The sequence below is a fragment of the Thiomonas arsenitoxydans genome, from assembly GCF_000253115.1.
Classification (GTDB): domain Bacteria; phylum Pseudomonadota; class Gammaproteobacteria; order Burkholderiales; family Burkholderiaceae_C; genus Thiomonas; species Thiomonas arsenitoxydans.
This window is the reverse complement of the sequence record NC_014145.1, coordinates 2,611,248-2,630,476: the sequence shown is the minus strand read 5'-3', so window position 1 is coordinate 2,630,476 and position 19,229 is coordinate 2,611,248. Positions and strand designations below refer to the sequence as shown.

At 60.6% G+C, this 19,229-nt stretch carries 19 protein-coding genes; 14 read left to right on the top strand and 5 right to left on the bottom strand.

Annotation, left to right across the window (positions count from 1 at the left end):
- Positions 1-10: 10 nt before the first annotated feature.
- Positions 11-1,831, top strand: a complete 1,821-nt coding sequence (gene lpdA, locus THI_RS12290) for a dihydrolipoyl dehydrogenase (RefSeq protein ID WP_013106579.1) — start codon at positions 11-13, stop codon at positions 1,829-1,831.
- Positions 1,832-1,884: 53 nt separating this feature from the next.
- On the opposite strand, the gene THI_RS12285 is transcribed toward lpdA, so the two are convergent.
- On the bottom strand, positions 1,885-2,550 hold the full coding sequence (locus tag THI_RS12285; protein ID WP_013106578.1) for a C40 family peptidase: 666 nt from the start codon (positions 2,548-2,550) through the stop codon (positions 1,885-1,887).
- Positions 2,551-2,634: 84 nt separating this feature from the next.
- On the opposite strand from THI_RS12285, the gene acuI reads away from it, so the two are divergent.
- The 10 genes from acuI to soxB all read left to right on the top strand — a co-directional run bounded on the left by acuI (position 2,635) and on the right by soxB (position 12,914).
- Positions 2,635-3,612: an acrylyl-CoA reductase (NADPH) gene (acuI, locus tag THI_RS12280; protein ID WP_013106577.1), complete on the top strand. Its 978-nt coding sequence runs from the start codon at positions 2,635-2,637 to the stop codon at positions 3,610-3,612.
- 92 nt (positions 3,613-3,704) lie between these two features.
- Positions 3,705-5,597, top strand: a complete 1,893-nt coding sequence (locus THI_RS12275) for a propionate--CoA ligase (RefSeq protein ID WP_013106576.1) — start codon at positions 3,705-3,707, stop codon at positions 5,595-5,597.
- An 83-nt stretch (positions 5,598-5,680) separates the two neighbouring features.
- A complete protein-coding gene (locus tag THI_RS12270) occupies positions 5,681-6,079 on the top strand; it encodes an ArsR/SmtB family transcription factor (RefSeq protein WP_013106575.1) in 399 nt (132 codons plus the stop codon).
- A gap of 12 nt (positions 6,080-6,091) precedes the next feature.
- The gene (soxC, locus tag THI_RS12265) at positions 6,092-7,471 is read left to right on the top strand and encodes a sulfite dehydrogenase (RefSeq protein ID WP_013106574.1); all 1,380 of its coding nucleotides are present in this window, start codon (positions 6,092-6,094) and stop codon (positions 7,469-7,471) included.
- A complete protein-coding gene (locus THI_RS12260) occupies positions 7,449-8,573 on the top strand; it encodes a c-type cytochrome (protein ID WP_013106573.1) in 1,125 nt (374 codons plus the stop codon). Before soxC ends, THI_RS12260 begins: the two co-directional genes overlap by 23 nt.
- A gap of 50 nt (positions 8,574-8,623) precedes the next feature.
- Positions 8,624-9,097, top strand: a complete 474-nt coding sequence (gene soxY, locus THI_RS12255; protein WP_013106572.1) for a thiosulfate oxidation carrier protein SoxY — start codon at positions 8,624-8,626, stop codon at positions 9,095-9,097.
- Positions 9,098-9,201: 104 nt separating this feature from the next.
- A complete protein-coding gene (gene soxZ / locus THI_RS12250; protein WP_013106571.1) occupies positions 9,202-9,513 on the top strand; it encodes a thiosulfate oxidation carrier complex protein SoxZ in 312 nt (103 codons plus the stop codon).
- An 8-nt stretch (positions 9,514-9,521) separates the two neighbouring features.
- Positions 9,522-10,424: a sulfur oxidation c-type cytochrome SoxA gene (soxA, locus tag THI_RS12245; RefSeq protein WP_231836184.1), complete on the top strand. Its 903-nt coding sequence runs from the start codon at positions 9,522-9,524 to the stop codon at positions 10,422-10,424.
- A 16-nt stretch (positions 10,425-10,440) separates the two neighbouring features.
- Positions 10,441-11,091, top strand: coding sequence for a sulfur oxidation c-type cytochrome SoxX (soxX, locus tag THI_RS12240; RefSeq protein ID WP_013106569.1), 651 nt, complete (start codon positions 10,441-10,443; stop codon positions 11,089-11,091).
- Positions 11,092-11,174: 83 nt separating this feature from the next.
- Positions 11,175-12,914, top strand: a complete 1,740-nt coding sequence (soxB, locus tag THI_RS12235; RefSeq protein ID WP_013106568.1) for a thiosulfohydrolase SoxB — start codon at positions 11,175-11,177, stop codon at positions 12,912-12,914.
- A gap of 33 nt (positions 12,915-12,947) precedes the next feature.
- Here soxB and THI_RS18910 read toward each other — a convergent pair whose 3' ends face one another.
- On the bottom strand, positions 12,948-13,094 hold the full coding sequence (locus tag THI_RS18910; protein WP_155816278.1) for a hypothetical protein: 147 nt from the start codon (positions 13,092-13,094) through the stop codon (positions 12,948-12,950).
- Between THI_RS18910 and pbpG the strand changes: the two genes are divergently transcribed.
- Complete coding sequence (gene pbpG, locus THI_RS12230; RefSeq protein WP_064135069.1) at positions 13,093-14,574, top strand: D-alanyl-D-alanine endopeptidase; 1,482 nt, start codon at positions 13,093-13,095, stop codon at positions 14,572-14,574. The genes THI_RS18910 and pbpG overlap by 2 nt on opposite strands.
- A gap of 36 nt (positions 14,575-14,610) precedes the next feature.
- Here pbpG and THI_RS12225 read toward each other — a convergent pair whose 3' ends face one another.
- On the bottom strand, positions 14,611-15,417 hold the full coding sequence (locus THI_RS12225; RefSeq protein WP_013106566.1) for an IclR family transcriptional regulator: 807 nt from the start codon (positions 15,415-15,417) through the stop codon (positions 14,611-14,613).
- A gap of 128 nt (positions 15,418-15,545) precedes the next feature.
- On the opposite strand from THI_RS12225, the gene THI_RS12220 reads away from it, so the two are divergent.
- Both THI_RS12220 and THI_RS12215 read left to right on the top strand, forming a co-directional pair.
- Positions 15,546-16,277 carry a (Fe-S)-binding protein gene (locus THI_RS12220; RefSeq protein WP_013106565.1) on the top strand — a complete coding sequence of 244 codons (732 nt, stop codon included), beginning with the start codon at positions 15,546-15,548 and terminating at the stop codon, positions 16,275-16,277.
- Between the two features lie 2 nt (positions 16,278-16,279).
- Positions 16,280-17,701: a LutB/LldF family L-lactate oxidation iron-sulfur protein gene (locus THI_RS12215; protein ID WP_013106564.1), complete on the top strand. Its 1,422-nt coding sequence runs from the start codon at positions 16,280-16,282 to the stop codon at positions 17,699-17,701.
- Positions 17,702-17,710: 9 nt separating this feature from the next.
- On the opposite strand, the gene THI_RS12210 is transcribed toward THI_RS12215, so the two are convergent.
- Both THI_RS12210 and aat read right to left on the bottom strand, forming a co-directional pair.
- On the bottom strand, positions 17,711-18,466 hold the full coding sequence (locus THI_RS12210; protein WP_013106563.1) for an arginyltransferase: 756 nt from the start codon (positions 18,464-18,466) through the stop codon (positions 17,711-17,713).
- Positions 18,463-19,206 (bottom strand): leucyl/phenylalanyl-tRNA--protein transferase, encoded by a 744-nt coding sequence (aat, locus tag THI_RS12205; protein ID WP_013106562.1) that lies wholly within the window; start codon positions 19,204-19,206, stop codon positions 18,463-18,465. The genes THI_RS12210 and aat overlap by 4 nt, the downstream gene beginning before the upstream one ends.
- Between the last annotated feature and the right edge of the window lie 23 nt (positions 19,207-19,229).

Sequence of the window (19,229 nt, the reverse complement as noted above, 5' to 3'; positions counted from 1 at the left end):
GGAGCGCGATATGGCCATCATCGAAGTCAAGGTTCCCGATATCGGGGACTTCAAGGATGTGGAAGTGATCGAGGTTCTGGTGAAAGCCGGAGACCAGATCGCGGTCGATCAATCGCTGGTCACGGTGGAGAGTGACAAGGCCAGCATGGAGATCCCCAGCAGCGCCGCTGGCGTGGTGAAGGCGCTGCGCGTGAAACTGGGCGACAAGGTAAACGAAGGCACGGTTTTGCTGGAACTTGACGCTGCGGGTGCGCAGGCAATCGCCGAGACTACGCCCGCGCCGCCCGCGCCGCCCGCGCCTGCTGCCGCGCCGACAAACACGGCGCCACAAACCTCACCCGCGCCGCAGGCTGCCGACGCGTTCTCTGGCAAGGTCGATGTGGAGTGCGACGTGTTGGTGCTCGGCGCTGGCCCCGGGGGATATTCCGCCGCATTTCGCGCCGCCGACCTGGGCCTGAAGGTGGTGCTGGTCGAGCGTTACGCCGCTTTGGGGGGCGTGTGCCTCAACGTCGGCTGCATACCCAGCAAGGCGCTGCTACACGTGGCCGCGGTCATGGACGAAGCGGCGCATTTCGCCGACCTCGGCGTGGAATTCGGCGCGCCCAAGGTCGATCGCGCCAAGCTGGCGGCGCACAAGGCCAAGGTGGTGGGCAAGCTCACCGGCGGTCTGGCGGCCATGGCGAAAATGCGCAAGGTCACCGTCGTGCGCGGCTATGGGGCGTTCATCGACGCGCACCATGTGCAGGTCGAACTCACCGAGGGCGAGGGTCAAAACAAGACCGGCGCCACGCAGACGGTGGGCTTTCAGCGCGCCATCATCGCCGCAGGTTCGCAGGCGGTGCGCCTGCCCTTCTTGCCCGATGACCCGCGCATCGTCGATTCCACCGGTGCGCTCACCCTGGAGCAGGCGCCGAAGAAGATGCTCATCGTCGGCGGCGGCATCATCGGGCTGGAGATGGGCACGGTGTATTCCACGCTGGGCGCGCGCTTGGATGTGGTGGAAATGCTCGACGGCCTCATGCTCGGCGCCGACCGCGATCTGGTGAAGGTCTGGCAGAAGCTCAACGCCAAGCGCTTCGACCGCATGATGCTCAAGACCAAGACGGTGGCCGCCCAAGCCAAGCCCGACGGCATCTGGGTGACGTTTGAGGGCGAAGGTGCTCCTACCGAGCCGCAGCGCTACGACCTGGTGCTGCAAGCCGTGGGCCGCGCGCCCAATGGCCGCAAAATCGCGGCCGACAAGGCCGGCGTGGCGGTGAACGAGCGCGGCTTCATTCCGGTGGATGCGCAGTTGCGCACCAACGTGCCGCATATCCATGCCATTGGCGACATCGTCGGCCAGCCCATGCTGGCGCACAAGGCGGTGCACGAGGGCCATGTCGCCGCCGAGGTGTGCGCGGGCGAACTCAAAGGCGACGACGTGCTGGCGAAGTCGGCCTTCGACGCGCGGGTGATTCCCAGCGTGGCCTATACCGATCCGGAGATCGCCTGGGTCGGCCTGACCGAAGACGCAGCCAAAGCGCAAGGCATCGCCGTGACCAAGGGGCTGTTTCCGTGGACGGCATCGGGTCGGGCCATCGCCAACGGGCGTGATGAGGGTTTCACCAAGCTGTTGTTCGATAAGGCGACGCACCGCATCGTCGGCGGCGGTATTGTCGGCACCCACGCGGGCGACCTTATCAGCGAAATCGCCCTGGCGATCGAGATGGGGGCGGACGCGGTGGACATCGGCCGCACCATCCATCCGCATCCCACACTGGGCGAATCCGTGGGTCTGGCGGCTGAGGCGGCAGAGGGCAGCTGTACCGATCTGCCGCCGCCACGGCGATAAAAAACGGGCCTCGGCCCGTTTTTTAGCTGCTCAGAAGCGGGTGCCGAGCTCGCTTATTGCCCCGCCTGTGCCGCCGTGTCGCTCGGGCTGCTGCCTGGGTCGTCTTGCGCGACTTCGGTCTGCGGGCTCGTCATGATGCGGCGCGCGCCGTCGAAGCGTTTGGCCCAGTAAGGCGAATCGAGATTTTCGACGCGCACAGTCTGGCCTGGTCGGGGAGAGTGAATGAACTGACCATCGCCGATGTAAATGCCCACATGCGAGAAGGCTCGGCGCAGCGTGTTGAAAAACACCAGATCGCCCGGTTTGAGCTGGCTTTCCGGAATCTTTTCGCCTTCGTGCGCCTGCTCCGCGGCGTTGTGCGGCAGTACCGTGCCCAGCGTTTCCTGATAGACGTAGCGCACAAAACCCGAGCAATCGAAGCCGCTGCGCGCAGAGTCGCCGCCGTAGCGATATTTCACGCCCAGAAAGCTCAGCGCATTGACCACCAGATCGGAAGCCCGGGTGGAGACCTGATGCACAAAGCCGTTTTGCGTCAACCATTGGCGCAGCGAGGCGTCGTCGCGCTGGGCGTTTTGCACGTCTTGCACCGCTTTTTCAGAGGGCTGCGCCGGGTCGATCTGGGGCAGCACACGCGGGCCGGCCCAGACTGAGGTGATGCCGCATGGTCCTAACAGGCAACAGGCCAAGGCAATCTGGGCGAACAAGGGGTTGACACGCATAATCGCGTCAATTTAGATAGAACGCTTGAATGTGTCAATCATTGTGCAGTGCAAGAAGCATTGCCGCCTCAACGGGAAAACACGATGTTCACTGCCTGGAAACTCAATCAGACCGATCAAGGCTTCAGTGCCACCCTGGCGGCATGGCCAGACGAAGAACTCCCTGCGGGAGACGTGACCGTCGCGGTGGAATATTCCACCCTGAACTACAAAGACGCGCTGGCGCTGACCAACCGCGGCCCGGTCGTGCGGCGCTGGCCCATGGTGCCGGGCATCGACGGCGCAGGCACGGTGCTTGAAAGCACGCATGCCGACTGGCAGCCTGGCGACCGCTGGGTGCTCAACGGCTGGGGCGTGGGCGAAACGCATTGGGGCTGCCTGAGCCAGCGAGCGCGGCTCAATGGAGACTGGTTGATCCGGCTGCCCAAGGCCTTCACCGCGCGACAGGCTATGGCGTTGGGTACGGCCGGTTATACCGCGGCGCTGTGCGTGCTGGCGATCGAGCGGCATGGCGCGCTTCCCGCGCAGGGCAGCGTGCTGGTGACGGGGGCAAGCGGTGGCGTAGGCAGCGTGGCTGTGGCACTGCTGGCCAAAATGGGATGGAAGGTCGTGGCGTCAACCGGGAAATTGCAGGAGGAAGCCTATTTGCGTGCGCTCGGGGCTGCTGAAGTGATCGACCGCAACACGCTTTCGTCGCCCGGCAAACCGTTGCAGAAAGAGCGCTGGGCGGCGGTGGTGGATACGGTGGGCAGCCACACCCTGGCCAACGCCTGCGCGCAAACCCGCTGGGGCGGCGTGGTGGCCGCGTGCGGTCTGGCGGGAGGCATGGATTTCCCGACCACGGTGGCGCCCTTCATTCTGCGGGGCGTGACACTGGCGGGAATCGACAGCGTGATGCAGCCCCAGTCGGCTCGGTGCAAAGCCTGGCAGAAGCTGGCCGATCTGATCGATGCGCCGATGCTCGATCAGATCGCTCACGACATCCCGCTCGATCAGGCTCAAGCGGCCGCGCAAGAATTGCTCGACGGCAAAGTGCGGGGTCGGCTTGTGGTGAAGATTTGATCGCGGTTTCCCTCAGCTCATCGATGAGTCAGTTCGGCGTCAGCGCCCATTCCTAGGCTGGACCGCATTCATACAAAACAGGAGACAGTGCGATGATTGATGCGTCTTACGCCGATTTTTACCGCCGCAGCGTCGATTCACCCGAAGCTTTCTGGGCCGAGCAGGCGCAGGCCATCGATTGGAAAAAACCGTGGAACAGTGTGCTCGACCGCAGCAGGCCGCCATTCTCCGCCTGGTTTTCGGGGGGCTTGACCAACCTCTGTCACAACGCGGTCGACCGTCATCTGCCGGAGCGCGCCGGGCAAGCCGCGCTGGTGTATGTGTCCACCGAAACGGGGCAGGAGGTCAGTTACAGCTACGCCGAGCTGCACCGCGAAGTGCAGATCATGGCGGCCAGTCTGCAGAGTCTGGGCGTCACCCAGGGCGACCGGGTGCTGATCTATATGCCGATGATTCCCGAGGCGGTGTTCGCCATGCTGGCCTGCGTGCGTCTGGGTGCGGTGCATTCGGTGGTGTTCGGCGGGTTCGCGTCGGTGAGCCTTGCGGCGCGTATCGATGATGCGCAACCCAAAGTCATCGTCAGCGCCGACGCTGGATCGCGCGCGGGCAAGGTCGTGTCGTACAAACCCTTGCTCGACGAAGCGCTGCGTCTGTCGCAGCATCCGCCCGAGCAGGTCATCGTGGTCGATCGCGGGCTGGCGGATTGGGCCCGGCAGCAGCCGCGCGATGTTTCCTACGCCGATTTGCGTACCCGGCATGCCCGGGCGGAAGTGCCCTGCGTCTGGGTCGATTCCACCCATCCGAGCTACATCCTCTATACCTCGGGCACGACGGGCAAACCCAAGGGCGTGCAGCGCGATACCGGGGGCTATGCCGTGGCGCTGCAACTGTCCATGCGCGTGATTTTCGGCGGCCAGCCCGGGGAGACGTTTTTCTGTACGAGCGACATCGGCTGGGTCGTGGGGCATAGCTACATCGTGTATGCGCCTTTGCTCTCCGGCATGACCACCATTCTGTACGAGGGCACCCCCATCCGCCCGGATGCCGCTGTGTTCTGGCGCATCGTCGAGCAGTATCGCGTCAATCAGATGTTCTCCGCCCCAACCGCCATGCGCGTGCTCAAGCGCCATGACCCCGCGCTGTTGCAGCGGCACGACCTGTCGAGTCTGCGTGCCATTTTTCTCGCGGGCGAGCCGCTGGACGAACCCACCGGCCGCTGGGCGGCCGAATCGCTGAACAAGCCGGTGATCGACAACTATTGGCAAACCGAAACTGGCTGGCCCATTCTGGCAACTCCGCTGGGATTTCCCGACGTGGCTTCTCGCATGGGCTCCCCCGGCGTTTCCATGCCGGGTTACAAAGTCTGCCTGCGCAACGAAACAGACGGCGAGCCGGTCGCTCCCGGCGAAAAAGGCGTGGTGGCGATCGACTGGCCGCTGCCGCCCGGTTGCCTGCAAACCATCTGGGGCGACGACGCCCGTTTTGTGGATACCTACTGGAGTACATACCCGAACCGGCAGGTGTATTCCACCTTCGACTGGGGCCGTCAGGACGCCGACGGCTATCTCTACATCCTCGGCCGCACCGACGATGTCATCAATGTGGCCGGACACCGGCTCGGCACGCGCGAAATCGAAGAGAGCATCAGCGCGCATCCCGCAGTGGCCGAGGTGGCCGTCGTGGGCGTGCAGGATGCGCTCAAAGGACAGGCCGCCTGGGCCTTCGTGGTGCTGCGTCCGGGGCAGGATAATGTGACTGCGCAGGCCAGTCAGGCCTCCATCGCCGCCCACGTCGACGCCCAACTTGGCGCCGTCGCTCGACCCCAGCGCATCTGCCTGGTGACGGCACTGCCCAAGACCCGCTCAGGAAAAATGTTGCGTCGCGCGATCCAGGCGATTTGCGAAGGCCGTGACCCCGGCGACCTCACTACACTGGAAGACCCGCTTGCCCTTCAGCAAATTCCTGATGCAATTGCGCGTCCCTGACTAGGGAAACTCCTAGCCGCCAAGGGTGGACAAGCCCCGTCAGGGTTTGAAAAATATCAGTGCTTGCTTATAAGCAAATTCATATGCCACAAACTGACACGCTCCCGGAACTGGTGACGTCGCCCGCAGATGATCTCTCGGTCGACGCGGATCGGGTGTTCGATTCCGCCGCCGAGCTCTTCGGCGTCCTCGCCACCCCCCTGCGCTTGCGCATCCTCAATTCCATCTGTACAGGCGAAAAAAGCGTGACAGAAATCATGGACTCGGTCGATTCGACCCAGCCCAATGTGTCCCAGCATCTCAAGGTGTTGTATCAAGCCGGTGTGGTCGCCAAGCGCCGCGTCGGTAATCTGGTTTATTACCGTGTGCAGAGCGAGAAGGCAGTGCAGTTGTGCCGGACCGTGTGTACTCAAATTGCCATCGAGCTCGACGATCCTGAATCGGTTTCGCAGACGGATCGCCTGGCCCGACGTGCCTACTAAGCGAGAAAGAGGATGAGTGACTACACAAAAAAGCTAGGCCGGCTGCGTAAAGCACCGGAAAACTTCCTGAGCGCTGAGCAGATCGCCCAGGTTCAGGGAGGTCGCCGCGACTTTTTGCGTAAAGCGTTTCTGACGGCCAGCGCCACCATGGCCGCTGGCGGTGCAGCGAACGTCTACGCAGCCGATCGCAAAGACTGGGAGGGTGACAAGGGCAGCAAGTTCATCCTGAAAGAGCAGGAGTGGCGCACCACTCTGGGCGCTCCGGTGAACGAGCCGCCTTACGGCATGCCGTCCAAGTACGAAAAAGACTTGGTGCGCCGCATCAGTCCGGGTCTGGCTGCGGTGAATCAGGCCAACGTGGCCTTTGCGCCGCTGCAAGGCATGTTCGGTATCGTCACGCCGGCGGGTCTGCACTTCAACCGCTCGCACCAGGGCTGGTACGACATCAACCCGGAAGACTTCCGCTTCATGGTGATGGGTGAGAAGAATCTCATCAAAAACCCCAAGGTCTATACCGTGGGCGACATCATGCGCATGCAGCCGGTGTCGCGCTTCCACTTCATCGAATGCGGCGCCAACTCCGCAATGGAATGGGGTAACGTGGCCCTGCCGACCGTGCAATATACGCACGGCATGGTGTCCTGCTCCGAGTTCACCGGTGTGCCGCTCATCGACATTCTTGAAGACTGCGGCGCCGACCTCAAGGGTGTTCGCTTCATCATGGCGGAAGGCGCTGACGGCTCGACCGAAAACCGCACCATCCCGATGTCGCTCGTGCTGTCGGGCGAGGTGCTGGTGGCCTACGGCCAGAACGGTGAAATGCTCCGCCCGGAAAACGGCTACCCGCTGCGTTTGGTGGTGCCGGGGGTCGAAGGCGTTTCCAACATCAAGTACCTGCGCCGCATCAAGCTCGGTACCCAGCCTTTCGCCACCAAGGACGAAACCGTGGGCTACGTCGATCTGATGCCCGATGGCCGTCTGCGTCAATACACCTCGGTCATGGAAGTCAAGTCGGTGATCACCTCGCCGTCCGGTGGTCAGGTGTTGTTGGACAAAGGGCTTTACAACGTCTCGGGTCTGGCTTGGTCGGGCCGCGGCAAAATCAAGCGTGTCGATGTCTCGTTCGACGGCGGCGTGAACTGGCAGCCCGCGCGTCTTGAAGGGCCGATCCAGAGCAAGGCATTCACTCGGTTCAATGTGCCTTGGGTTTGGAAGGGGCAGGTCGCCTTCCTGCAAAGTCGCGCGATTGACGAAACCGGCATGGTGCAGCCCACCTATGAAGAACTGCGCAAAGTGCGCGGTACTCGGTCCGTCTATCACAACAACGCAATCCAAACTTGGCAAGTTGAAGAAAATGGAGATGTTCGCAATGTCCAACTCGCGAATTCGTAAAGCCGCGCTGGCGGTCATTCTGGGAGGAATGTTTGTCGGCGGCGCCACGGTGGCCTCGGCGGCGGGCATGCCCGTCCATCCCCAAGTCCCCGCAAAGGACCTGAAGCTCGATGCCACCCTGGGTCGTACGGCAACGCCCGATGAAATCAAGGCCTGGAACATCGACGTTCGCCCTGATTTCGCCGGCCTGCCGGTCGGTCAAGGCAGCGTGGCAACCGGCACCAAGCTGTGGGAGGCCAAGTGCGCTTCGTGCCACGGTGACTTTGCCGATTCCAACGCGGTGTTCCCGCCTCTGGTCGGTGCCTACCAGGCCACCAAGCAGGACATCAAGACGGGTCGTGTCGCCAAGTTGGCGAATACCAATGATGGTGCAACCACCATTGAAAAGCTGTCCACGCTGTCCACGCTGTTCGACTACATCCACCGCGCCATGCCTTGGAATGAGCCGGGCTCGCTGACCTGGGACGACACTTATGCGCTGGTGGCCTACCTGTTGAACCTCGCCAACGTGGTGCCCGGCAACTTCGTGCTGACCCGTGACAACGTGCAACAAGTTCAGGACATGCTGCCTAACCGCAATGGCATGATCTGGAACCACGGCATGTGGCCCGGCAAAGAGATCGGGAATGGGGGTATCCCGGATACCCACAACACGGATTGCATGAAAAACTGCGCTCCAGCTCCCAAAATCACCAGCTTCATTCCTGAGTTTGCGCTGAACAATAACGGCAATCTGGCAGATCAGTACCGTACCTGGGGCCCGATCCGCGGCATGATGACCGAATCAGCGGCAGAGCAGGAAAAGAAAGCCAAGGAAAAAGCCGCGGCGGACAGCAATCCTGACGCCAAGGTGGTTGCTCTTTTGAAAGACAAGTCCTGCCTGGCCTGCCATAGCTTGGGTGACAACAAGCTGGTCGGCCCAGGTTACAAGGAAGTCGCTGGCAAGTATGCCGGCAAAAAAGATATGGTCGCCGAGTTGACCACACGGATCATCAAGGGCGGTTCAGGTGTTTGGGGCTCTATCCCCATGCCGCCGCAAACCATCAGCGAAGGCGATGCCAAGATGATTGCGCAGTGGATTGTCGACGGCGCGAAGCAGTAATACGTTATCAAGATACAGGTACTGTCCTGTTCACTTTAAGGAGAAGACTGATGAATCAAACTCGTCGCCAGGTCATGCAGATTGGTGCAGGCGCGGCCGCCCTGGGCGTTGCTGCAACCGCTGGTCTCATGCCCAATATTGCCCTGGCTGCTGACGCTCCGGGTTGGAATGCGCCCCTGTTCGAAGCCAAGTCGTTTGCCGATGTGGCGAAAATCTGGGGCGGAACTCCTACCGAGAGCACCGATGTCACCATCATCGGCCCGGACATTGCCGAAAACGGCGCTGTGGTGCCTGTAGGTTTGAAGAGCAATGCAGCCGGTACCACCGCGCTGGGTATCGTGATCGAAAAGAACCCTACTTCCCTGGCCGCCTTGTTCAACATGACCGACGCTTCAGTGCCCAATGTGGCTACCCGCGTCAAGATGGCGCAGACCTCCAACGTCTATGCCGTGGCCAAGGTTGGCGACAAGCTGCTGTTCAGCAAAAAAGAGATCAAGGTCACGCTGGGTGGTTGCGGCGGCTGATTAGCCTGCGGCAACCCGATCCCACGCGATCCAGCAACCCGATCTATTGATACCGTTTTGAATTTTGCTGATTCCAGCAACACACCTATTTAAGGAGTAACACGATGGCATTTCCGATGCGTATGCGGGCGAACGTCGAAGGCGACGCTGTGGTCGTTCGCGTTCTGATGACCCACCCCGAAGAGACCGGCCTGCTGAAAGACAAAGCTGGCCAAATCATTCCCGCCCACTTCATCCAGTCCGTCACCTGCAAAAATGGGGACAAGACCGTGATGACCTGCGACTGGGGCACGGCCATCTCGAAAAACCCGTTCCTGGAGTTCCGTTTCAAGGGCGGTAAAGCCGGTGACAAAGTGACTGTGTCCTGGATCGACAATAAGGGCGATACGTCCACTGCAGACACCACGGTGTCTTGATGCATCTCATGCGCGAAGTCGAACGGCTTCGCGCATTCTGGTTTATTCACCGCTGCGAGGAGACTATGAGAAACCGTACAAAAAAGACGGCCATCTTGGCCGGGGTTGCGCTACCCGCCATGCTGTGGGTCGGAGGATTTGCCGCACAGGCAAATGCGGCTTCACTGACCAATGAGGGCAATCAATATCTAGCCCTGATGAACGAAATGGGCGGTAACCCCGCTGATTTCAATATCGATGACGGCAAAAAACTTTGGACCGAAAAACGCGGCCCGAAAAATGCCTCGATGGAACAATGCAATCTGGGCCTTGGTCCCGGGGTGCTGAAGGGTGCGTATGCCCAGCTTCCGCGTTACTTTGCGGACACCGGCAAGGTGCAAGATCTGGAGTCCCGCCTGATTACCTGCATGGAAACCCTGCAAGGCTTTACTGATCAGCAAGCTGAACATGATGCTTTCGCCAAAGAAAGCGGCAATGCGACTCCGCTGGTCAACATGGCGATGTATGTTGCTCATGAATCTGACAATATGAAAATCGCCATTCCGCAAAACACGCCGGAAGAAAAATTGGCGTATGAGAATGGTAAAAAGCTGTTCTTCTATCGTGGCGGGCCCTTCAGTTTTTCTTGCGCCACCTGTCACTCCGAGAAGGATAAGCGGATCAAAATCTCCGCATTGCCTGATCTCATTGACACTGGGCCCAAGGGCGCTGCAGTGTCTTACGCGACATGGCCAGCTTACCCCAACTCGCAAGGCGTAGCTCGTACGCTTGAATGGCGCATGCTGGCTTGCTTCCGTCAACAACGCTTCCCCATGCCCAAGATGACTTCGAATGCGGTCATCGACCTGATTACCTACATGGGTGTGAATTCGAATGGCGCGACCCTGCACACGCCTTCGTTCAAGCGCTGAGACCTGAGGAGACAACATGAAAAGAACCACTTTGTTCGTACTCATGACGGCAGCGGCCGGAGTTCTTGGCGGCTGCGCAGGCATGAATCAATCCGCCTCTGAGGGGGGCAACCCGTTTGCGACAGCCTCCTTTCAGAGCATTCTGAAAAATGACTTTGCCCCGAAGGGACAAGCTAAACTAGATCGTCTGGTTCAGACCAAGCAGCAGTATGAGTGCTCTAAGTATGAGTATCTCGGAAAACCCATGCCTGCTGAAATGAGCAAGAAACTCGAATCTGAGGCTATGGCGGGTATCGTCTATCCCAAGGATGGTAAATTCCTTGGAGACTGGAAGGCGGGCCTGAAGATTGCTGAGGACGGCAAGGGCAAGCAATGGAGTGACAATCCTGACAAGCCTAGCGGCGGAAATTGTCTGGCCTGCCATGAAATGGTCAAGAATGATCCTTCGCAAGGCAATATCGGCCCATCACTGGTGGACTACGGGAAACTTCGCGGCAATAGCGAGGCCATCCTGAAATACACCTGGGGTCGGATTTATGACTCTGCAGCTTACAACGCATGCAGCTGGATGCCTTCATTTGGTGCGCACCATATTCTGACTGAGCAGCAGATGAAGGACGTAATGGCGCTTCTGATGGATCCGAAGTCTCCCGTTAACGCCAACTAATAATAAGAAACTTAATTTGAGTGGCGCCCGCCTGATCGCTATTGATTTGGCGGGCTTTTTATTTTTTTGATGAGGATATTTGAATGAGCCTGACCCGTCGTGAATTTATGGGTGTATTGGCAGCTGCTGCGGCCACCGGTTTTCCCATGACCCGCGAGGCAACCGCCGCGGAAGTCAAAAGCCTGTACAACCCGCCCAAGAGTGGCAATGTGCATTTTCTGCACATGACGGATAGTCACGCGCATTTGCATCCCGTGTATTTCCGTGAGCCGAATGTGAATATCGGTATTGCCGGAATGGAAGGGCACCTGCCCCACCTTGTGGGCACGAATTATTTGAAGCGGGTCGGCTTCAAGCCGAATACCCGTGAGTCTTATGGTTTCACCTATCTCGATTTCGTACGCGCGGCCAAGCAGTACGGCAAGATGGGTGGTTATGCCCATATCGCGACCCTGGTCAAGCAATTGAAGGCTTCGCGGCCGGGCGCCTTGTTGCTCGACGGCGGCGATACCTGGCAAGGCACAGCCCTATCGCTGTGGACCAAGGGACAGGACATGGTCGACGCTCAGTTGAAACTGGGTGTGGACGTGATGACGGCGCACTGGGAATTCACCTACGGCCAAGACCGCGTGAAAGAGATCGTCGATAAGGATTTCAAGGGCAAGATCGATTTTGTCGCGCAGAACGTGAAAACGGCGGACTTCGGCGACCCGGTTTTCCCGAACTATGTGATGAAGCAGATGAATGGCGTACAGGTCGCCATCATCGGGCAGGCTTTCCCCTACACGCCAATCGCCAATCCCGGCTATCTGATCCCCGACTGGACTTTCGGCATTGATACCGACCACATGCAAAAAGTGGTCAAGGAAGTGAAGCAGAAGGGCGCCCAACTGGTTGTGGTGATCTCTCACAACGGTATGGACGTCGACCGCAAGATGGCCAGTCTGGTGGAGGGCATCGACTGCATTTTCGGTGGACATACCCATGATGGCGAGGCCGTCGCGGTGGAAATCCGTCGTCCTTCTGGCGGTATGACCCTGGTGACCAACGCTGGCTCTCACGGCAAGTTCATGGGCGTCATGGACTTCGATGTTCGCGGTGGCAAGATGGTGGGCTACAAGTACAAGCTCCTGCCGGTGTTCTCCGAGTTGTTGCCAGCCGACCCTGAAATGGAGGCCTTGATCACCAAGGTGCGCGCGCCGTACGAAAGCAAACTGACCGAAGTGCTTGCGCACACCGAAGGTTTGCTGTATCGCCGTGGCAATTTCAACGGTACGTGGGACCAACTGGTGGTCGATGCGATGCTGGCCGTTCGTGGCGGCGATCTCGCGTTCTCGCCGGGTTTCCGCTGGGGCGGCAGCCTGCTGCCAGGTGCGCCCATCACCCGCGAAGACATGATGACGCAGTTGGCCATCACCTACCCGTACTGCACCCTGTCCGAGATGACGGGCGAGACGGTCAAGAACGTGATGGAAGACGTCTGCGACAACCTGTTCAATCCGGATCCCTACTACCAGCAGGGTGGTGACATGGTGCGTCTGGGCGCGTTGGAGTACAGCTGTGCCCCGAAAGAAAAAATGGGCAACCGCATTCAGGACATGCGTCTGGGCGGCAAGCCGCTCGATCCCAAGAAGACCTACAAGGTCGCGGGATGGGCGCCGGTTCAGCAGGCCAGCGCAACACCCGACAACCCGCCGATCTGGGATATTGTCGAGGAGTATCTCAAGCACCAGAAGGTCATCAAGCCCTTGAAGGTGAATGAGCCCAAGCTCATCGGCGTGAAGGGCAATCCGGGCCTGGCGAACTACAACAAGATGTTCTGAACGCGCTGATTGCAGCGCATAAAAGCGGCCCGCTCAATGCAGCGGGCCGTTTGCTTTGGCTGCGAACGTGCTGCGTTTAGCCGCCACTTGAGAAACACAAGCCAAGTTTTTGATCTTGCTTGTTATTGCAGCCTTTGATAGGCTGGTCACATTATTTTCATCTTGCCTTGCGGTCATCATGCAGTCTTCCTTTTTTTACTCTCCTGAGAAACACGATGGGCCTTCCCAAGGGTTTCTCACCTTCTTGGGAAGATGGACGCCGAAGGGGAGACTCGGGGGCGCTCTGTTGTACTGGCCGGGCGTTCTGGTGGCGGCGTTGTTCGCCCTGTCCTTGATCGCGACGCCCGCTTTCGCTGCGATCAGCAAAGAAACGACCGAACGGCCGACTGCTCAGAAGCAGGTCGCCAAGAAACCAGCGACACGATCAACTCATCAAGTGCGATCAGCTGGTCTTTCAAAGAAACGCGGCAAAGCCGAGGCGAAGACTGAGCCGGTCAGGAAAGTCACAGCGAAAGAGCAAGAGGCTCGGCGGGTTGCGGTGGATAAGCGCGCGCATCCCAGTGCCCGACCGATCGTGGTCAAGATGCGTCAGGGCGCGGCTTCCAGGCGTATCGCTGTGACTGTGCGCAACAAGGAGGCGCGCACAGGTCAATTGCCAGCTACGCGGATTGCCGCTGAGAAACGCCGTCCGGATCCGCTCGTTCTGAAAGCAGCCCTGATGACCGGGGCGGCCTCATCCGTGGTGCGCGCGACGGATGAATTGCAGATCTCGCCGAGGTCCACGGCAGCGAACGATGACCCGCTGAGTTTGCGTTCGGGTTCCGCTTTGGTCGTTGACGAGGGTACGGATCGCGTGCTCTTGAGCAAGAACGCCGATACTGCGCGCCCGATTGCCTCACTCACCAAGCTGATGACCGCCGCGGTGATTCTCGACGCGCATCAGCCGATGGATCAGGTCATCGAAATCACCGATGCCGATATCGACACCCTGAAGTGGAGCTCCTCGCGGTTGCGCCCGGGCACGAAACTCACGCGGGAAGAACTGCTCAAGCTGGCCCTGATGTCCTCTGAAAACAGGGCCGCGCATGCTTTGGCGCGCAACTATCCCGGGGGCTTGGCCGCCTTCATACCTGCAATGAATGCCAAGGCGCGCTCTTTGGGCATGAATACCACGCGTTACGTGGAGCCGACCGGCCTGTCGCCGCAGAACGAATCGACCGCACATGATCTCGCGCTGCTGGTCAAGGCGGCGTATCACTATCCCCTGATCCGCGAATTTTCCACCCATCCCGAGAGCGAGGTGGAGGTCGGTCCGCGCACACTGCAATTCCGAAATACCGATCATTTGGTTTTCAACCGCGGGTGGGACATCCTGTTGCAGAAAACCGGTTACATCAACGAAGCGGGGCATTGCCTGGTGCTGCAGACCAAATTTGAAGGGCGCCGAGTGATTGTGGTGCTGCTCGATGCGTGGGGTAAGTATTCGCATTTTGGCGATGCCCAGCGCATCCGTACTTGGCTGGAAGCCAAGGGCTTCGACGCCCTGCATGATCCGGTCGCCCGTACAGGGGCGTTGCCTGCCCGAGGGCCGGAAAACGCCGCGGCCTTGGTGCGGACGGCCCTTGTGGAAAAGCCGTCATCCGCCGACCTTGGCGAGTGAGTTCAACACCGCGCGTTTTGGGGCGCGGTCGCCGAATCAGCGCCGCGCGCCTTTGTAGCCGAGCGCGGCCGAAATGCGCTGCGCCGTCAGCTGCACCTTTTCCAGCCAGTCTTCCATCAGCCGGTCGGCTGGCGCAGAGAGCGACAGACCGGCCACCAGAGCGCCGCTGTCGTCGTAAATGCCGGCCGCCATGCAGCGCACTCCGAGTTCGAGTTCTTCGTTGTCACGCGCAAAACCGTCATGGCGCACTTTGCTCAATTCGCGCTCCAGCAATTGGGGGTTGGTGATGCTGTTGCGCGTCTGCCCGGCCAGGCCGGTGCGCAGGGTGTAGGCCTTGACGCGGGCCACCTCGTCGGCTGCCAGAAAGAGTTTGCCGACCGAGGTCAGATGCAGGGGCGCCCGCCCGCCCACCGAGCGAATGACCTGCATGCCGGAATGTTCACTGTAGGTGCGTTCGATATAGACGATTTCGTCGCCTTGCCGCACGCTCAGATTGACCGGTTGATGGGTCAGTCGGTGAAGTTCGCGCATGGGGCCGAGCGCGGCGTCGCGCACGCTCAGACGCGCCTTGACCAGATTGCCATATTCGAGCAACCGCATGCCCAGGCGGTAGGTGCCGGCTTCAACTCGCTCGACCATGTGACCAACGACCAGATCGTTGAGGATGCGGTGAGCCGTGGATGGGTGCAGGCCGGTTGCGGCGCCGATGTCTTTGAGTTGCATCGGATCGGGGTTTTGCGCCAGAACGTCCAGCAGCGCAAAGACTCGCCCGAGCACCTGGATGGTGGGTTCGGCGGGTGCTGCGAGCGGTTCGGATTTGCGGGAAACAGAAGAATGCTGCATCGCAAAAATTTTATATGCTGGAACAGACTTTTGTATATCGGAAAAACGCGAGGCCTTGCAGTTCGTTTCGTAGTTCAGCCAGCGCGACTCGTCAGCCAGTCACCAGTCAGACGACTGATAATGCGGGCATGAAAAAACGCGTAGGTCTCTTCATTACCTGTCTGGCCGATGTCATGCGGCCGAGCATTCCGATGGCGGCCGTCGAGTTGCTGGAATCGGCGCATTTCGAGGTGCATGTGCCCATGGCGCAGACCTGTTGCGGGCAGCCCGCCCACAACTCGGGCGACCACCGAACGACTCTGGCGCTGGCGGAAAAGTTTCTCGACGAATTCGAGTCGTTCGACTACGTGGTCGCCCCGTCCGGCTCCTGCATGGGCACGATCAAGACGCACTATCCGGATGTGCTCAAAGACCAGCCTGATTTGCTGCGTCGTTTCGCCACCATACAGCCGCGTCTGTTTGAACTTACCGACTTTCTGGTGCGTGTGGCCCATCTGACCGAGGTGCCCGGCGCGTTCGAGGGGGAGGTGACGTATCACGATTCCTGCTCGGGTTTGCGCGAATTGGGCATCAAGCAACAGCCCCGTCAACTGCTGTCGCTCGTGCCCGGACTCAGTCTGTGCGAAATGGAGCAATGCGAGCAGTGCTGCGGCTTTGGGGGTACCTTCGCGGTGAAGTACGGCAATATTTCCGCCGCCATTGCCGACGACAAGTGCGCCAACATCCAGGCGACCAAGGCGCGTGCCGTGGTGCTGGGCGATCTGGGCTGCATGATGCAAATCGAAGGACGGCTGCGGCGGCAGGGAGACAACACAACTCAGGTGCTTCATATCGCTGAAGTGCTGAGTGGAAAGCGCTGATCATGGAATCACAGACTCTGCACTTCAAGGCGCGCGCCGGCCAGAAGCTGGCTGATCAGCGTTTGCAGCAAAACCTCAAGAAGCTCTCGACCAAGTTTGTGACCGGCCGGGCAGCGGCCATCGCTGCGCTGGACGGGTTCGAGCAGATTCGAGACGCTGCGGTGAACCGCCGCAACGTGGCGCTGAAGACGCTCGATGTCTGGCTGGAGCGATTCGAAGCCGAAGCGCAGCGCCGCGGCACCACGGTGCTCTGGGCGCAAACCCCGCAGGAAGCCGCCGATCTGGTGGTGCAGATCGCCCGAAAGCACGATTGCAAGCAGGCCATCAAGTCGAAGTCGATGGTGTCGGAGGAGATGGGCTTGAACGCGGCGCTGGAAGCCGCAGCCGTGCAGGTGACGGAGACCGATCTGGGCGAGTACATCCTGCAGATCAATGGTAACGAGCCCCCTTCGCACATCATTGCGCCCGTGGTGCACAAGGACAAAGAGGAGATCGCCGATCTGTTCGCGCGCACGCACCACACGCCGCGCAAGACCGACATCCCCGAGATGACCCGTGAGGCCCGCGAGGTGCTGCGGGCGAAGTTTCTGTCGGCCGATATGGGCATTACCGGGGGCAATTTCGTGGTGGCTGAAACCGGCTCCGTCGCCCTGGTCACCAATGAGGGCAACGAGGGCATGTGCACCATCCTGCCGCGGGTGCATGTGGCGGTGACCGGGGTGGAGAAGGTGCTGCCCACGCTCGAAGACCTGGCGGCGGTGATGCGCCTGCTGCCCCGTTCGGCGACGGGGCAGACCATCAGCAACTACTTCTCCGTGCTCACCGGGCCGAGGCGCGAGGGCGACCGTGACGGCCCGGAGCATATGTATGTGGTGCTGCTCGATGGCGGACGCACCAGTCTGGTGGGCGGTGCGTTTGCCGAGATGCTGCGCTGCATACGCTGCGGCGCCTGTATGAACCATTGCCCCGTCTATCAGAAAATTGGCGGGCACGCCTACGGCTGGGTGTATCCGGGGCCGATGGGGTCGGTGCTGACGCCGAGTTACCAGGGGCTTGAAAGCACGCAGGATTTGCCGCAGGCCGCCACGCTATGCGGGCAATGTCAGGTCGTGTGCCCGATGAAAATCCCGCTGCCCGATCTGCTGCGCAAAATGCGCGAACAGCAATTCGAGCGCGAAATGCGGCCGGGCATGGAGCGCTGGGCCTTGAGGCTGTGGAGCTATGCCGCGCGGCATGCCTGGCTGTATCGGCCTAGTGTGCGACTGGCGTCGAGGGTCTTGCGGCTGATGGGTGGCGAGCGCAGGCGGGTGCAAAACCTGCCAGGCGCCTCGGGGTGGACGGCCTACCGCGATTTGCCCGTGCCGTCGCAGGTAACCTTCAAACAGCAGTTCGCACAGCGCGCCAAGGGCAAGGCGGCGGGGTGACTGCGGAGGTCAAACGCTTGCGGACAGCGGGTTGAACCAGCCGCCGTCGCGGTAGATTTCAAACGGCGTGAAATTGGATTTGTAGGCCATCTTGCGGCTGTGCGCGATCCAGTAGCCCAGATACACATGCGGCAACTGCATGGAGCGCGCCTGATCGATCTGCCAGAGGATGTTGTAGGTACCGTAGCTGGTGCCGGCGTCCGCCGTTTCAAAGAAGGTGTACACCGCTGAAAGGCCGTCGGACAGCACGTCGACCACCGAGACCATCTTGAGGGCGCCAAGCTCTGCGCCAGCCTGCGCGGGGGCTCGAAACTCGACCAGCCGGGTGTTCACCCGGCTTTGCAGCAGAAATTGAGCGTACTGGTCGATGCTGTCGTGATCCATGCCGCCGCCGGTGTGGCGTGCGGCCTGATAGCGCAGATAAAGCTGATAGTGCTCGGGGATGAAGCCGAGCTTGAGCACTCGCACCGAGAGATCGCCATGTCGCCTCCAGGCTCTTTGCTGCGTGCGGTTGGGCGAAAACTGCGCCGCCAGCACGCGGATGGGCAGGCAGGCCTGGCAGTCTTCGCACTGCGGGCGGTAGGTGAACAGGCCGCTGCGACGAAAGCCGGCGCGCACCAGATCGGAGTACACATCGGCATTGATCAGATGGCTGGGCGTGGCCACCTGCGAGCGCGCCATGCGGCCCGGCAAGTAACTGCACGGGTAACTTGCCGTGGCGTAGAACTGCAGGGTCGTGAGTGGAAGTTCTTTGGGATGGGTCACAGCCAGCGCGCGCAGTCGGTGAGAAAGGTTGAATCATCATACTGCCAGCCCGGTACGGCCGATTGCCTTGTGGCTTGCGCCACATGGTGCAAAAACGCATCGCGTGCGATCGGCGCAGCGCCCATCTGCGCCAGATAGTCGGTCTGCTGCTGGCAATCGATCAGGTCGATGCGCTGGCGCAGGCAAAACCCGCACAGCGCCATCAGCAAGGTTTTCGAGCCATCGCTCACCTCGGTGAACATGGATTCGCCGTAGAACATGCGGCCGATGCACACGCCGTACAGACCGGCGCGTAGCGCATCGCCCTCCCACAGCTCGAAGCTGTGGGCCAGGCCGCGCGCGTGCAGGGTGGTGTAGGCCTGAAGCATGTCGGGGGTGATCCAGGTGCCGGTGTCGGCGCGCTGCGCGCCGCACTGCTGCATCACGCGGGGGAAGGCGGTGTCGATCCGAAGATGCCAATCGGCGCTGCGACCGAACCGACGTGCCGATTTTTTCAGCGAGCGCGTCACATGCAACTGCTCGGGCCGCAGCACCATGCGCGGATCGGTACTCCACCACAGCAGCGGCTCGCCCGGGCTGAACCAGGGGAAAATACCCTGCCGGTAGGCTCGCTCCAGGGTGTCGGCGTCGAGTTGTCCGCCCGCGGCAAGCAGGCCGGGGAACGGCGACAATGCGGGGAGCGCCTGCGATGCGGGCGGAAAGTCATCGCCCGGTTCAAGCCGGGGGATTTGCCAGTTCATGGCCTGATTTTTCTGGAGTGATC